Below are 15,288 nucleotides of genomic sequence, written 5' to 3'. Positions count from 1 at the left end.
GGTAGTTCACCAACGGCGTCAGTGGATACCGAGTGCTTCGATCTGCTCCTGATAGCGGTTGCGGATGGTGACCTCGGTGACCTGGGCGACGTCGGCGACCTCACGCTGGGTTTTCTTCTCGTTGCAGAGCAGTGACGCGGCGTAGATGGCGGCCGCGGCGTACCCCGTCGGCGACTTGCCCGACAGCAAACCCTGTTCCGCTGTTGTGTCGATAATATCGTTCGCCTTCGTCTTCACTTCCTCACTTACTCCAAGGTCGGAGCAGAACCGCGGGACGTACTGTTTCGGGTCGACTGGCTTCATCTCCAGGTTGAGTTCCTGGGAGATGTAACGGTAGGTGCGACCGATCTCCTTCTGGTCGACGCGTGAGACTTCAGCGACCTCCTCGAGACTCCGAGGAATCCCCTCCTGGCGGCAGGCGGCGTACAGCGTGCTCGTGGCGACGCCCTCGATGGAGCGGCCACGGATGAGGTCTTCATTGAGCGCGCGACGGTAGATGACGGAGGCGACCTCCCGCACCGACCGGGGGACGCCCAGCGCGGAGGCCATCCGGTCGATCTCGCTGAGCGCGAACTGGAGGTTGCGCTCGCCAGCGTCCTTGGTTCGGATGCGCTCCTGCCACTTGCGTAGTCGGTGCATCTGACTTCGTTTCTCTGAGGAGAGCGACCGTCCGTAGGCGTCCTGGTTCTTCCAGTCGATGGTGGTCGTCAGCCCCTTGTCGTGCATCGTCTGGGTCGTCGGCGCGCCGACCCGAGATTTGTTCTGGCGCTCGCTGTGGTTGAATGCCCGCCACTCTGGCCCTCGGTCGACGTGGTCCTCTTCGACCACGAGACCGCAGTCGTCGCAGACGAGCTCAGACTGGTCGGCGCTGTTGACGAGGTTCTCCGAACCACACTCCGGACACCCCTGAACGTCTTCCTCCTCCGTTTCGCTCTCCTCGGTATGGCGCTCTCGCTGGCGAGTGGACCGGTCCATGCAGGTTCCCTACACGCGAGCGACATTTAAACCCCCGGATGCCGTTGGCCGCATCCTGTATGCGTATTTACACAACGCCGGCAGTTTCGTGATGCCTGGAAGACAAACTTCGAGCGTCTGGTCGAGACCACTCCACGGCTAGATTAGATCTTATCGCTCTCTCCATTCCCATTAAAAAAGCCATGACATCGCAACCACAATGGGAACCCTCGAAAGTGAGCTACGTTTACAAGAATGAGTGACCTTTCCGAAACGACGCAAACGCGTGAACGGTGTATCGCCGCCGCCAGCGCCAACTGGATCGTCTCGATATCGGACGACCCGGACACAGAGATTGCCGATGGCTAGGAGCCAAACGGTCTCCGCGCGTGAGGCGAGCGACGACGATACCGAACTCCTCGTTGTTTCGAACCGCCAGCCGTACAGTCACGAGTACGGCGAGGTGCAAGGGACCGGCGAGCGAATTATCGAAGTCGACCGCCCCGCAGGCGGCCTGACGGCCGGCCTCGACCCGGTCATGCAGCGGACCAACGGGACGTGGATAGCGTGGGGCGATGGTGACGCAGACCCCGACGTGGTCGACGATGACAACTGTGTCACCGTCCCTCCCGGTGACGAGGGGTACACGCTCCGCCGCGTCTGGCTCTCTCAGGAGGACGTCAACAACTACTACTACGGCTACAGTAACCAGGTGCTCTGGCCGCTCTGTCACGGCGACCCCGGACGGATGAACGTCGAAGAGCAGTTCTGGCAGCGCTACCGGGACGTTAACCGGACGTTCGCTGACGCCGTCGCCGAACAGGCCAACGACGACATGCTGGTCTGGTTCCAGGACTACCACTTCGGGCTGGCGCCGCGCGCGGTCCGGAACGACTATCCCGACGCCAGACTCACCCAATTCTGGCACATTCCGTGGCCAGCGTGGGACACGTTCCATGCGTGTCCGCACGGCGCGGCGCTGCTAGACGGCCTGCTCGCCAACGACATGCTCGGGTTCCACGTTGAGCACTACTGCCGGAACTTCCTCCGCTGCGTCGACCAGTGTCTCGACAACGCGACAGTCGACTGGAATACGAACCGAGTCCGCTACCGTGGCGACGAAACTATCGTCAAGTCGTTCCCGATGGGCGTCGACTTCGATCAAATTGAATGCTGCAGCGCTACCGACGCCGCCAACGCGTTCTGGAACGAGTTCCGCGAGAGACACGGTCTCGGCGACGTGCAGGTCGCGCTCGGCGTCGACCGCCTCGACTACACGAAAGGTATCCCTCAGCGCATCGTGGCGCTCGAACGGCTCTGGGAGACACGCCCGGCGTGGCGGGGCGAACTCACATACATCCAGAAAGGTATTGGAAGTCGCGAGCAGATTGACGAGTATCAGCAGCTCCAGAACCGAGTCGACAACGCAATAGAGCGCGTGAACGACCGGTTCGGGACCGATGACTGGCAGCCGATCATCAACGTCGAGGAGATGCTACCCACCAAACAGCTATACGGGCTCTACCGGCACAGTGATATCGCGCTGGTCAGCCCGGTGCGTGACGGGATGAACCTCGTCGCAAAGGAGTACGTCGCCGCACAGGTCGACGCCGACGGCGTCCTACTACTATCGGAACTCGCCGGCGCTCACAACGAACTGGGTGAGTACGCACTGTCGATAAACCCCTATGATACTGCAGGGTTCGCTAATGCCATCGAACGGGCGCTAACGATGGACGATAGTGAGCGCAAACGCCGGATGACACAACTGCGCCACAATGTGGCGAGTAACAACCTCTACTGGTGGATGAATGAGTTTCTCAACGCGGCCCAGACACACTGGATCGCCGACAAACAGATAGGTAGCTCGACCGACTGACAGTTCTCTCTGGACGGTCGCGGCGCTGGGCGGTCCAAAATAGGACGTGAAGGGAGAAGAGGTGACCTCCTCCTCGCCGTGAACGGCGAGGCTTCCCACGTCCGCACCGCAACGCTGGTTTGGGATATTTGCTGGTTGACGACCCGTCGGCATGACAGGCCGATGGCGGGGCCACACCGCCGTTACTCCTATCCCGGCATGGGACTCGGAGTTATCTTCACCGAGACACCACAGCGGTTCGAGAGGGTGTCTCGAACATCGAGGGTCTCGGAGTCCCGATATTGTGCATTTAGAGGGGCGGTGAAACCGCCTCGGTGTACGTCATGCCATACCACGCACCTACTTAAATATCCGTGTTAACGTCAGAACGTGGCTTGTGAAGGGAGTTGTCGGATTCACGCCCGCCGTAAACGGCGGGATTCTCTCCTCGAAGAAAGATAGCTGTTACGCTGGCTTCGCCAGCTGTGATATCTCGACTATCATGTCATCGTAGTCCAGATTGTCGTAGCAGAACCTCAACGAATGGTTGACCTCAACATCGTTTCTGGCGGTGGTCGCGACGAGTGCACTCAGCGTATCTTCGAACTCTTCGAGGGACGTCACTGATACGGGGATTTGGGTGGCTGGACTCGTTTCTTCGCTCGTCCTCTGAACCTACTAGAGACTTACTACTTTAACAGCACATTTTATAACGTCCCTAAATAGGGGGGAAAGAAGGAGCACAGCCTGCACAGACATTAGTTTGGAGCGTCTCGCACCTACTTTCTTCTCTGTGACGTCTTTTTCCAGGTCTGACGGCCATCGAGATATGACTAGAGTAGGTGACAAAAACTAGGTAATCGGGTCTCCAATTTTAGGTTTGCGCTGACTAGGATGCTCGGAACCGGGAAGAGCAGATTAGTTGGCCAGCTCGGCGGCTTCCCTATCGTCCAGGTACTCCGCCTCCCATTCACGGCGTGCCTCGATCTCGCGCTGGCCGCGCCGAGTCAGCGTGTAGTAGTTCGTCCGGCGGTCCACCTGGCCCTTCTCGACAAGGCCTTTGTCTACCAGCGTATCCAGATTGGGGTAGAGTCGGCCGTGATGGATGTCCTTCTCGTAGTAGCCTTCTAACTCCTCCTTGATGGCAAGCCCGTGTGGTTCGTCCAACCCGTTGATCACGTACAGCAAATCGCGCTGGAAGCCAGTCAAGTCGTACATGTTCGAATCGAAGTTATGTCTACAGGGTATTAGTTAAGCACATGATAATGACTGATTCACCGAGTGAGAAGCCGATTAGACCAATGCATAGAATCCCTATACTTCAGCTCTATTGATAGCTGTCAGGAACTGATGCCCAGTAGTCGCCATCAAGGATTAGACCTATGTACTCGGCCGGAGTTCCCTGATGGCCGCAGATAATATAAACGTACAGGCGCGACAGCACTAGTAATGAAGAAGCAAGAACTCATTCACCTCCACGGCCTGCTTGCCGAGATTCACGAGGAGTATGAGACACAGCATAGAGAACCGCTCGACATATCGTCGTACAAGTCCACCGGCGTCAAGCCAACGTCGATTCATCGGTCGAAAACGGCACACAAGGAGGCCCTGTTCGCTCTCGCGGAGGACCTCACGGACGCAATGGAGGATCAGCAGCAAGTTGCGGTACACGCCGACTAAGACGACAGTCCGCTTCGACCCTGCTTACTCATTACGCTCAGTGAACGTCTGTGCGAGCGTCGCAAGCGTAAAGGCGGTGACCACAAAACCGCCGACGATGACCGCGGGGAGTGTCCCAACGAAAGGGAGACCAACTGTGACGCCGCCGAGGAGGAGCGTCCCGAACGCCGAGATAGTGAGATAGTAGAGCGCCCAAGGACGGTCGTGCTCATCCTCCAGTTCGTCGTCGGTGTCGGCGTCAACCTCCTCGGAGACATCGAGGTACTTATCGAACTGATTCGCCAGCTCCGTTCGTTCGACCGTTCCCCGGTTCTGGTCATAGTTGACGACGCCCTCCTCATGGAGTTTCGGAAGATGAGACTGATAAAGTGGGATGTAGACCCGTTGACGCTCGTCCGAGGAGAGCGCCGCCACCGTCGTGCCGTTCTCCCAGGCGGCGACCTGCTCGGCGATGTCACGCATTTCCACCGGGCCTTCGTGCTCTTTCAGGTATTGAAGCACGTATCGACGTCGGGGCGTTTGGAGGAGATGGAAGATATCGTCCTGGGAGAGTTCGGGCTCGGGCGACGTCTCAGGGACCTGTTCGGTGGCGCTATCGGGGCGAGTTTCTGTAGCGCTCATGACGATACGTGTATCGTCGACCAGAGATAATAAATAGGTAACGCCCTCTCACATTGTTTCGAACTGTTGTTGCAACGGTAGACAACGGTTAGCCACCATCCAACATCTATCTAGGGGTGAATTATAAGGTGTAGTATATTTTTGGAGGATGGGTAGAGTCAACGGTTAGTCGTTTACCAGCACTTCCCAAACTGGGACAAAGAAGAGTCAGTGCCGACAGTACTCCATGCCTGATTCCGCAAACCGTGGCACTCATCAGAGCCGTTCTGACATCCACCATACAGGATAGAGAATATGACGATCAAATGTCGACACGATTGGCGTTCGTTCTCTCGGTCGCAGACGTTCCTGGGACAAAACCTAGTCAACCAGTTCACGCCGAGCAACGCTTGTGGTAGCAGCCAATTCGACAATCGATATCAGAAGTTAACCCCTCTATAGTAATCATGGTAGAGAGTGTAGGAGGGAATGCCCAGTGTGGTGGCTGGGTCCAATGGAGGCAAGAGGGCGTAGCGCTCATGACTTACTTCCCTCATGTCTTCCGTTACGTTCTTCGGCAGCATAAGCTGCCGTCTTTTATGACCAACAGCATCGGATTTCGATCGTCCTAAATGTCTCTATATACCGCATCTGAGATTTCCTGTAACCCCAGCACGCGCAATTTCGACAATTCTCAATGCTCGCAACTTCCCAGGCATGGCATCGCTCACCGACTCAATGCTGTCGGACCGCCGAAGATGCTCCTCACTGAGGCATCCGTAAGTACGACAAGCTGCCTCTGACAGCATCATCAAAGCGGTTTCAGAGATTATCGCCCAGATTGAGGATGTTGCGACGACGAACGGCACGAGGTTCTTCGTCTCCGTGGTCGGTGGCAAGTTCGCCACGTTCGAGCAAGTGCTTGACAAGGCTCCCACCATCGCCAAGGCGAGAACATTCACCGCTGAACAGCGCAGAAGCCCACGACTAAAGTCGTGGGCGGAAGCGCGTGCGCTCCGTTTCACAACTGCCGATTTCGGCACTGTCGCCTGCCGACCCGTGAGTGGTAGAACCGTCGGACGCGTACCTTACTCCGGCTGATCGGGATGTCGCCTTTCGGGAACCTCTCCGGATAAAGGCACATTTCGCGGGCGCTTTATGGGCGACGTGAAAACCGCTTCGTCCGGAGAGGGAGCGCCCTCTCCGGCGAGACATCCGAGGTTCAACATGATTTCAACTGTACCATGAGGCCAACGAACCGCAGGCGGTTGCGCTCCCTCCGCGATTCGTAGTGTCATTGGCCAGCGACGACGCGAGATACGCGCTCCCCGTGGGTTGGGTCGCCCGTCAGGAGACCCGGAAGACCGCGCCGATGAACGCGAGCAGTAGCTCCATGCTCTCCCGGCCGAAGGCCGGCAGAGCGGGAGGCGTCGGTCAATTACATTGCCAGTACCGGCTGGCCACCGCGAAGACAAGCCCATGACTTCAGTCATGGGTACCTGACGGTCTCAGCAGACAAGTACGTGTCCGAATCAGGGTCGTTCGTGAGTGACTCGAGCCTCCTAAAGGCGACCGAACTCGATGTCCATATCCGCGACGTGAGGATGGTGACGGTGGCTAGGTAGCATGCATCTAGATGCCGCAAGAACAGCTCAGCGGGTCTAGGAAAGCCTGTCTTGGGAAGAGCATCTTGCAGGGCGAACTTGTAAAGAAACTCAACATCTCCCAGTAACTCCTTCGCGCGACGGGACAGTTGATCGCCAGTACGTTCGCCTTCGACCAGATTAGGCTTCGAACGGGGACTTCGACGCTTCGGGTTCGGAACCATTCAGGAACACGAGATTACCACGTCCGACCTGGATTCGGGTTATTTCATCGTCGTCCTCCATCTTTGATAGCTTTCGACTGACAGTCGACTTCGACCACGACGTCTCGGCGGTGATGTCGGCTTGTTTCATCCGGCCGCCATATTGGATGAGTAGTGAGCGAATCTGTTCCTCATCGGTGAGCATCTCCTCGTCGGCGAGGTTCTCCGGCACCGTCGTCTCTGTCGCGGTGCTCTCACGGCTTTTGCCGTCCGTCTCCGCTATGGTCGGCTCATTGCTTCTCGTCTCGGTGTGTTCGGTTGTCGACTCCGCGCTTGCGTCCCCGTCGCTACTGAACAAGTCAGAAACCAACGTCGCGAACGACGACAATGGGCCGCTACTGGCCATTGCCTCGTCGTCAATCGCCTCATCGTCGGTCGTCTCGTCGCCTGTCGGGATGTCGGGGTCGTAGGTCGGCGTTGTCGTCCACTCGGTGCCGTCGTCGGTGACTTCGACGACGGCGTCGAACAGCGTCTTTAGCGTGTTGATCGTCTCTGGGTCGTGGACGTCGGGGTCGATCTGGTAGTACCCGATGGCCCCGACGGCCTGAACGCGATGGGTGAGAATGTGTAGATAACGGAAGGCGGTGTCGAAGTCGATGTACTCAAGCAGGACGGTCAGTGTCTGGACAGCGATGAACGTCTGTTTGTCGTTGTCCGGCCACTTCTCCAGATACTCGCTCAAGGGAACGATTATCTCCATTGGGTCTGTCGGGTCAACGACAGTGGTCGCGACGTTCTCCGGCGTTGTCTCGTCGTACGACTTTGACTCTGCCATTCCGCTGGCGTGGATGAACTTAGTCTCGTTGGGAAGGTTTCCAATATTCTCCCACCAGTCGTCGATCCACTGGTTCGGCGGCTGTGTATAGGTGACCGCAGTGAGATTCGTCTCTTCAGGTGACGCCGAAGCTAGCAGTTCCATGCACGCCCGGTTGCCGGTCGGAGTGAGCGGGGCAAGCACAAGAACGTTCGACGCGCCCTGTATTTCCTCTTTCAGTTCTTGAATATTCATCTATCGTTTGTGCAGGGAAGGCGTTTGTTAGCAAGTGATAACGATGATATTTTACTTATACATCCCCTCAATCGGATATAAATCTGTTGCTTGTCTCATTTCTTTACCACCGTTTCTATAGAGGCTTCCGTCTCGGCGCCGGTAGTGAGCCGCCTACTCGGATGGTCAGGGCGTGTCGCAGTCACTTGCTCCGGTCGCCGATTGCATCGACCTATCATGATGGTATCTTGAATAGTTGTGTCCTCGGGGGGTAACGAGCGACCAGCTCCGAAGCTCTATGACATGTGTAGAGGAGCCAGGTCGTTCTCGCGATCATTGTTGGAATTTTACGGGGAGGCCGCTTTCGTTATAGAGGATACAGTCCGACACTGTAAATACGGTGTGTTACTATTAACGCTATTTATTAATCCCTTCCCTCCTTCAGAAAGAGCGATTGCCTTTAATTTGCGAGTTCATTCCTCGTGACGGAGCGTATTACTAATGAGATTTGCGTGTCCACGTCGGAGTCGCGTCGAGAGCGCATTTTGGGAGATGTCAAGAGCGTCGGCGATGTCTTTGAGGGCCGTTGAACGGGGGACCTCAAAGTATCCTCTGTCGAGAGCGGCTAGCAGGGCTTCACGCTGTTTCGGTGTGATCTCGTACTTGCCAAGCGCTTCGGGGCGACGAGAGTCGTAAAGGCGCATCAGTTCGAACACGATGTCGTGTTCTGAACAGTAATTGTGGAACTTCGTCAGTGTCTGCTCGTCCGGGAATAACATGCGCACATCCCACTCGGAATCATCACTGGAGGCCTCCAGTATCGTCGCCTCCACAAGCGAGACGGCCTGCGTAATGTCATCGCCGTCTTGTTCCCAGTAACCGCGGTAAAACCGCTCTTCATCGTGTTCTTCGAGCGTGACGATGTCTTGGATGGTGTTGTCATATTCAAGTGCATCCTCGAAGGCCGAAATGTCGTCGCCGGCAGCCCAGAAGTATGGTGTAATCTTTTCCTCATCCGCGACGACGCGCTCAATCTCGACGTGAACGTCGGGGACTGCCCGTAGCGCCTCGCTTAGGACGAAATTGCGCGCAGGGACGGTAAACTCAGCTAAGATGCTCATATTGCTCTTAGCTTGGACTCTTGTTAGAGCTTGTTATATATTTCGTGTCCCCACCATTAAACAGTCTGATATATCTTCCACCAACCGAAAAGCTTTTAGACAAATATCGTCCATGCGTACAATAGTTATAGACGGAGCACCCCTCTTTCATGAGTTGTATCAGAATGGAGGAAATCGACCGGAGGACACTCCCGTCTTCGGTGCGCAAACGGGGAGGTACCACGTATCATGTCTAGCAAGCCCACTGTCCTGATAGTCGACGATGAGCACGCTATTACGGATCTTCACGCCCGCTGGTTGGAGGACTCGTACGAGGTCCGGAAAGCGTACAGCGGTTCCGAGGCACTTGAGTCGGTCGACGAGTCGGTCGATATCGTTCTACTCGACCGACGGATGCCCGACCTCTCCGGTCAAGAGGTCCTAAAGAAGATTCGCGAGCGAGACATCGACTGTCGCGTCGCTATGGTGACTGCCGTCGAACCCGACTTCGACATCCTCGAACTCGGATTCGACACCTACATCAACAAACCGGTCTCCGACCCGGAGCAGCTCCACGACATCGTCGAGTCGCTCGAGACGCGGTCGACGTACGACGAGCAAGTTCAGCGGCTCCTCTCGCTCGCGTCGAAGAAAGCGACCATCGAGAGCAAGAAAAACTCGACCGAACTCGGCGACAACGAGGAGTACGACGACTTGAAATCGGAGCTGTCGTCGCTCCGCGAGCGGCTCGCGGACACCGCCACCGACCTCGACGACGACGATCTCCGCGCGGAGTTCCACGGTCGCAACACCGCCGGCTCGAAGTTGGTAAAGGGCACCGACGCGACGAACAGCGATGGCTGATTCCGTCTCTCCACCAAATCTATGACCGATCTTCGAGAAGCCCATGCCGGAGCATGATGGCGACTCGCGGCCACTCGACGGACGGAGATGGCAGAGCGACTGAACTAGTCGGCGGGAATTTCGCATGAGCGGGCCGTCGCCGACGACGCTTCTGCACGACTCGTCCGAGAGCGTGATTCTTCTGCTCCTCGACGACGACCAGAACCGGAAACTGCTCGGCGAGTGGCTCGCCGCGGAATACGACGTCGTTCGTCCGGACGGCGACGCCGTCGAGGACTCCTTCGACCTCTGTATCGTCGACGAAACGTCGTTTCTCCAGCACGAGGACGACCTGGAGACCCGGACGGACGTCGCCTCCCCGACGTTTCTTCCCTACCTTCTGGTGTCCTCGGACGAATCGCCGGCGTGTACGCCGGCCGCCTGGCAAGTGGTCGACGAGGTTGTCACGATGCCCATCGAGAAGGGGGTGTTGCGGGCGCGCATCGAGGGGTTGCTGGAGCGGCGGCGGCTCTCGGTCGAACTCGAACGGAAGCGCGAACGGAGCGTCGAGCGGTTCCAGACGCTGTTCCAGACTGCTCCGGACCCCGTCTTCGTCCTCGACGCCGAGGGGGCCATCCAGGCGGTCAACGACGCGTTCTGCGACCTCACGGGGGTCTCGCGGATCGAAGTGAACGGACGGCCGATTGAGGAGGTGCCGGCGTTCCCCAGCGACACCGTCGAGTCGCTGACTGCCGATGTGCGCGCCGACGGGGGCGCCCCCGACCGGTCGCCGTACAGCGTGGCGTTTACGGCGGCGGACGGCGAGACCCGCCACGCGGAGATAAACACGGCGACGATGCCGAGCGACGACGGTTTCGAGGTCGTCGGTATCTTCCGGGACGTAACCGCTCACCGGCGCCGCAGGCAGGAACTCGAACACCAGAACGAGCGCCTCAACGAGTTCGCCGGTATGCTCGCCCACGAACTCCGGAACCCGCTGGGTATCGCGCAGGGCTATCTCCGCGTGGCGCGCAAGGACGGCACGCCCACGGCCTACGACGAGGTCGACGACGCTCTCGGCCGCATGGAACAGATGATAGACGAGATGCTGGACCTCGCTCGCCGCCCCGAGACCACCGGCGACGAGGAGTGGACGGCGTTCCGCGAGGTGGTCGAGGACACGTGGAAGCGGACCGTCCCGCTCGACGCGACGCTCGTCTTGGAGGACACCGACGAGGAGATCTCGACCGACCCCGACCGGCTGAGCCAGGTGTTCCGCAATCTCTTCCGGAACGCCGTCGAGCACGCCGGCGACGACGTGACCGTCCGCGTCGAGCGCACGTCGGACGGAATCGCGGTCGAGGACGACGGCCCGGGCATTCCCGAAGACGAGCGCAGGGACGTCTTCGAGAGCGGGTATACGACCAACGACGGCACCGGTCTCGGATTAACTATCGTCGAACAGATCGCCGAAGCGCACGGCTGGGCGGTCGACATCGACGCTGCCGACGACGGCGGTGCTCGGTTCGAAATCAGCGGCATGAAGTTCGAGTGAGACCGCCGGCGACGCCGGTGCCGTCCCCCTCGCTGGCAGTACCGCTATCGTCGCGCCGGCGTCACCAGTCGGACGCTCGCCGTCGCGACACCACGTCGTCCACCCGGTGGTCGAACTCGGGGTCGGCGGCCGCGCCGCCTTTCAGCGCCGCCCAGGAGGTACACTCCGGGCAGGCGTAGACGGCGTCGCCGTCGCCTAGGATGCGGGCGAACTCCGGGTCGGCGTGGTCGTTATCGCAGCCGGCGTTCCGGCAGGCGAGGAGTCTGCTCGTCTCGTCGCCGCCGGGGTTCCACGCGGGCCGCGTTCGATGCGTCTATTCGTCGGTGCCGTCCGTCTCGAATCGCGTTGCTCTAGCCATTGACTGTCACCTTCTCTCTCGCGAGTCGCTCACCCGTCTTCCCGTCAAGCAGCTCCCAGAACTCCGCGTCGGCGTCCGGGAGGCGACTACACTGGTGACACCAGAAGTGCCCGTTCGTCGTCTCCCAGCTCGCGTGCCCGTTCGGGCACGTGTATCGCCACTTTGCTCTGGTCCCGTCGATGCGGTGGACGCTCATGCGAGACCATACGATCACTCCCTTCTAAATATCCATTCTTATCCGAAGTGAAAGTAAAGCTGCGGGATTCGCTTCACTCCGGCGGAGTCCGGCGGTTTCCCTCAATGAGGAGCGGACCGACGGACGAAAGTGGACGTTACTCCCGGACGGCGTAGCCCAGGTCGCCAATGGCGTTTGCAAGATCTGCGCGGGTGCTGGGGTCGGTGGTCACCTCGACGACGCCCTGCTCGTGGTCAGCGTCGACCGTCAGCGCCCCGCGGACGCCCTTCAGTTCGCTCTCGAGTATCTGTTTACAGCCGGCACACTGCATTCCGTCAACGCGGAACTTGTACTGTCCCATGCGACCGTGAGCGACTTGATACCAACCGACCGTCCGGGGAAACGATTCGTCGTCGCTACATCTACGGCACGCCGACGAAGCGGTGTCGGCGGTAGAGGTAGACCCGCGATGACCATCGACCCGACCATCACCGACCGCGACTCCAGCAGCACGCCCGCGGTGGCGACGATGGCGCTGATGGCCGTCAGGATGGTGTACACGACCACGTTCGGGATAGGGTCGGCCGCTTTCGAATGGAGTTCGCTACGCGAGACGCGCTGGTAGCTGGCTACCCTGGCTCCGGCGGCCCCGTCCACTCCGTCGTCGAACCGCGCCGAGACTATCGTCTCCGGGTTGTCGACGACGGTGTATATCTCGCCCGCGATGTCGCGCTCGGTGAGGCCGGTCTGGACGGACTCAACCCGATGAGCGGACACCGGAAAGGAGATGTGGGCGGCCGCGTCCGCGTCCCGGGTGTCGTCCGAGACGGTGTACTTCAGTCCCTCCTCTTCGAGGAACGCAACCGTCTCGGTGCGGGCCTTCTCCGACATCGCCATTACCTCCACGAGCCTCATGTCTTCGCGTGCCATCGCTCCCCTCGTCGCCCGCCCGTCCTCTTCACAAAGTGCCGTCTGCAGTACGGTCGTGAACTGTTGGTTGCTTCCGTCACAGCAGAGTGAGTTCGTCAGTCATCGGTACGTCTCGGGCGTCCGTGCCGAACGCCCCCTCGTAGAGGTCCACGACCGTCTGGCGAATCTCGTCGAGGTGGTCGCCGTCGTCGTTCGTACAGTCGGTGCCGCAGGTGGCGACGACGCCGTCGTCCGCTACCTCCTCGAACTTGAGTCGGCCGCCACAGCGCGGACAGCGCAACTCGACGTGCGCGTTCATCCAGTGGACGTCGAACCCCCGCTGGTCGAGGCGTTCGCCCAGGGCGAGCCAGACGTACATGTCCCACGCCACGTCGCCGCTCGCCGCGCGCTTGAGCCGGCTCAGTGCGATGGCCGCCTTCGGATACAGCGACGAATCGGCGTCTCGATGACGCTGGTGACAGCGTCTGAAGTAGTTGAAGATCGCTACCTTCGACGACCGGAGCGCGCCGTTGGTGAGTTCCCCGTTCGGTTGCGTCTTGGCGGCGTGGTCGTCACCGACGCCGTGCCGGAGCGCGCGCCCCGTCTCGTCGTAGTGAACCTCGTCTGAGAGCTGTGCGCCGCTCTTTGGACAGAATGCGTGGCGTCCCTTCATAGTTGAACGAGAAGCAGCGGGCTGTTCAGCCGGGAGTCATCCGTGCTCGTGGGAGAGCACGTCGTCCGGGCTGGCGTATGACATATATTGCATCCGCATATTTAAGAAAGCCTCGAGAGTATGAAAATAATATTATTTTCAGCGATTAAACTACAGTAAAGGACGTAATACGTATCGACGTTCGTCGCAACGAGACGCTGACACTAACCGCTACTCCGGACTGCGAGTGCCCGGGAGCTAAAGTCGGTCGCGGAGATACTCGACCGCTTCGTCGCGGGGGACCTGCTCCTCTTCGCCGGACTCCATCTCCTGCACCGTGACGACGCCCTCCTCCAGGTCGCGCTCGCCGACGACGAGCACGTAACTCGCGTTGATTCGGTCGGCGTATCCGAACTGCTCGCCGACGCTGCGACTCGTAAGGTCTGTCTCGACCTCGAACCCCTCACGGCGGAGGTCCATCGCGTACTCCAGACCAATCTCGCGAACCGAGTCGGAGACGGCGAGCACGTACACGTCCGTCGAGAGCGCCTCCGTCGGCCAGTTACCCGTCTCTTCGAGCAGCAGCGTCGTCGTCGAGTAACCGAAGCCGAAGCCGACCGCAGGCACCTCCTGATTGCCAAACTCGCCGATGAGTCCGTCGTAGCGTCCACCGCCGAACAGCGAGCGCAGGTCCCTGTTCGTAGCGAACGCCTCGAAGACGAGACCCGTGTAGTAGTCCATCCCGCGGACGATTGAGAGGTCGAGCGTGCAGGCGTCGGCGACGCCGTAGCCCGCCAGCACGTCGTGGAGGTCGTGCATGCGCTCGACGGCCGTCTCGGCTCGCTCGTCGTCCGGCGCTTTCGCCGAGAGTTCGACAAGTGATTCCTCGATGGGACCGCTGATAGCGGTTATCTCGTCTATCTCCTCCGCGGTGGTACGGTCGAGGCCCTCAGCCTGGAGCTGGCCGAGGAACTCCTCGCGGCTTATCTTCTCTTTCTTGTCGACGATGCGCATCACTTCCTCGCGAGTCTCGTCGGGCGCGTCGTCGTTCTCGCCGACGTGCAGCGACTCCAACAGGGCGTCGAGCAACTGGCGGTCGTTCAGCTTGAACTCGACGTGGTCGTCGACGCCGAGCTTCTCGAAGACGGTCGCGGCGCAGGCGATGATTTCGGCATCGGCTTCGACGCTCTCGACGCCGAAGATGTCGACGTCGGTCTGGAAGAACTCGCGGTCGCGGCCCTTCTGGACCGCCTCGTAGCGCCACCGTTTGCTGGTGTCGAACCACTTGATGGGCGTCCCGAGGTCCTTGCGCTTCTGGACGAGTCGAGCACGCGTCGGCGTCTGCTCGGGAAGCAGTGTGACTTCACGGCCGCCCTTGTCCTCGAAGCTATACGTCTGCTCAACTATCTCTTCGCCGGATTTCACCCGGAAGAGGTCGGTCGGCTCCACGCTCGGCGCGTCTATCTCCCGGAAGCCAAACTCCCTGGCCGTCTCCTCGACGGTGTCGATGACCTCGCGCCAGGCGGCCCACTCCTCCGGGTACCGGTCGTAAAAACCCTTGAGACTGTCGAAGTCGTCCATGTTGCCAAGTTCGAAGGCGAACGGTTTACTTCTGGCTATCTCGTCGGAGTCGCGTTGGCCGTCGTCCAGTCCAGTCGGAGTGGGCGTCCGCGCGATGTACTCGCGGGCCGACATGCACTCGTCGACCGCGAAAACCCACCGTCGGTCGTGGTGTTCGTCGTGGCTGTC

General features: G+C 59.5%; 15 protein-coding genes. 4 read left to right on the top strand and 11 right to left on the bottom strand.

The annotated features are described in order from the left end of the window. Window positions 1-18: 18 nt before the first annotated feature. A complete protein-coding gene (locus tag ACRYA2_RS16595) occupies window positions 19-975 on the bottom strand; it encodes a transcription initiation factor IIB (RefSeq protein ID WP_433630511.1) in 957 nt (318 codons plus the stop codon). Between the two features lie 340 nt (window positions 976-1,315). On the opposite strand from ACRYA2_RS16595, the gene ACRYA2_RS16590 reads away from it, so the two are divergent. Next, window positions 1,316-2,833: an alpha,alpha-trehalose-phosphate synthase (UDP-forming) gene (locus tag ACRYA2_RS16590; protein ID WP_433630508.1), complete on the top strand. Its 1,518-nt coding sequence runs from the start codon at window positions 1,316-1,318 to the stop codon at window positions 2,831-2,833. 444 nt (window positions 2,834-3,277) lie between these two features. Here the strand turns inward: ACRYA2_RS16590 and ACRYA2_RS16585 are convergent, their stop codons facing one another. Beyond that, window positions 3,278-3,436 carry a hypothetical protein gene (locus ACRYA2_RS16585; RefSeq protein ID WP_433630505.1) on the bottom strand — a complete coding sequence of 53 codons (159 nt, stop codon included), beginning with the start codon at window positions 3,434-3,436 and terminating at the stop codon, window positions 3,278-3,280. 294 nt (window positions 3,437-3,730) lie between these two features. Continuing rightward, window positions 3,731-4,030 carry a PadR family transcriptional regulator gene (locus ACRYA2_RS16580; RefSeq protein ID WP_433630502.1) on the bottom strand — a complete coding sequence of 100 codons (300 nt, stop codon included), beginning with the start codon at window positions 4,028-4,030 and terminating at the stop codon, window positions 3,731-3,733. 231 nt (window positions 4,031-4,261) lie between these two features. On the opposite strand from ACRYA2_RS16580, the gene ACRYA2_RS16575 reads away from it, so the two are divergent. Further along, window positions 4,262-4,492: a UPF0058 family protein gene (locus ACRYA2_RS16575; protein ID WP_433630500.1), complete on the top strand. Its 231-nt coding sequence runs from the start codon at window positions 4,262-4,264 to the stop codon at window positions 4,490-4,492. A gap of 24 nt (window positions 4,493-4,516) precedes the next feature. Here ACRYA2_RS16575 and ACRYA2_RS16570 read toward each other — a convergent pair whose 3' ends face one another. The 3 genes from ACRYA2_RS16570 to ACRYA2_RS16560 all read right to left on the bottom strand — a co-directional run bounded on the left by ACRYA2_RS16570 (window position 4,517) and on the right by ACRYA2_RS16560 (window position 9,068). Beyond that, window positions 4,517-5,113 (bottom strand): DUF7344 domain-containing protein, encoded by a 597-nt coding sequence (locus tag ACRYA2_RS16570; protein WP_433630497.1) that lies wholly within the window; start codon window positions 5,111-5,113, stop codon window positions 4,517-4,519. Window positions 5,114-6,876: 1,763 nt separating this feature from the next. After that, window positions 6,877-7,968 (bottom strand): helix-turn-helix transcriptional regulator, encoded by a 1,092-nt coding sequence (locus tag ACRYA2_RS16565; RefSeq protein ID WP_433630495.1) that lies wholly within the window; start codon window positions 7,966-7,968, stop codon window positions 6,877-6,879. Between the two features lie 452 nt (window positions 7,969-8,420). Next, complete coding sequence (locus ACRYA2_RS16560) at window positions 8,421-9,068, bottom strand: helix-turn-helix domain-containing protein (protein WP_433630492.1); 648 nt, start codon at window positions 9,066-9,068, stop codon at window positions 8,421-8,423. 228 nt (window positions 9,069-9,296) lie between these two features. Here ACRYA2_RS16560 and ACRYA2_RS16555 point away from each other — a divergent pair, with 228 nt between their 5' ends. Next, the gene (locus ACRYA2_RS16555) at window positions 9,297-9,911 is read left to right on the top strand and encodes a response regulator transcription factor (RefSeq protein WP_433630490.1); all 615 of its coding nucleotides are present in this window, start codon (window positions 9,297-9,299) and stop codon (window positions 9,909-9,911) included. 124 nt (window positions 9,912-10,035) lie between these two features. Then, on the top strand, window positions 10,036-11,445 hold the full coding sequence (locus tag ACRYA2_RS16550; protein WP_433630488.1) for an ATP-binding protein: 1,410 nt from the start codon (window positions 10,036-10,038) through the stop codon (window positions 11,443-11,445). 350 nt (window positions 11,446-11,795) lie between these two features. On the opposite strand, the gene ACRYA2_RS16545 is transcribed toward ACRYA2_RS16550, so the two are convergent. The 5 genes from ACRYA2_RS16545 to hisS form a co-directional block, all read right to left on the bottom strand. Then, the gene (locus tag ACRYA2_RS16545; RefSeq protein ID WP_113277829.1) at window positions 11,796-11,999 is read right to left on the bottom strand and encodes a hypothetical protein; all 204 of its coding nucleotides are present in this window, start codon (window positions 11,997-11,999) and stop codon (window positions 11,796-11,798) included. Between the two features lie 136 nt (window positions 12,000-12,135). Next, window positions 12,136-12,309, bottom strand: coding sequence for a heavy-metal-associated domain-containing protein (locus ACRYA2_RS16540; RefSeq protein WP_433630485.1), 174 nt, complete (start codon window positions 12,307-12,309; stop codon window positions 12,136-12,138). Next, the gene (locus ACRYA2_RS16535) at window positions 12,267-12,908 is read right to left on the bottom strand and encodes a DUF389 domain-containing protein (protein ID WP_433630482.1); all 642 of its coding nucleotides are present in this window, start codon (window positions 12,906-12,908) and stop codon (window positions 12,267-12,269) included. Before ACRYA2_RS16535 ends, ACRYA2_RS16540 begins: the two co-directional genes overlap by 43 nt. Window positions 12,909-12,984: 76 nt before the next feature. Then, window positions 12,985-13,560: a hypothetical protein gene (locus ACRYA2_RS16530; RefSeq protein ID WP_433630480.1), complete on the bottom strand. Its 576-nt coding sequence runs from the start codon at window positions 13,558-13,560 to the stop codon at window positions 12,985-12,987. A gap of 237 nt (window positions 13,561-13,797) precedes the next feature. Beyond that, window positions 13,798-15,234, bottom strand: a complete 1,437-nt coding sequence (hisS, locus tag ACRYA2_RS16525) for a histidine--tRNA ligase (RefSeq protein WP_433630477.1) — start codon at window positions 15,232-15,234, stop codon at window positions 13,798-13,800. Window positions 15,235-15,288: the final 54 nt, after the last annotated feature.

It is taken from the genome of Halomicrococcus pelagicus (assembly GCF_050954125.1).
The sequence above is the reverse complement of the archived record's forward strand: the minus strand, read 5'-3'. Positions and strand labels throughout refer to the sequence as shown.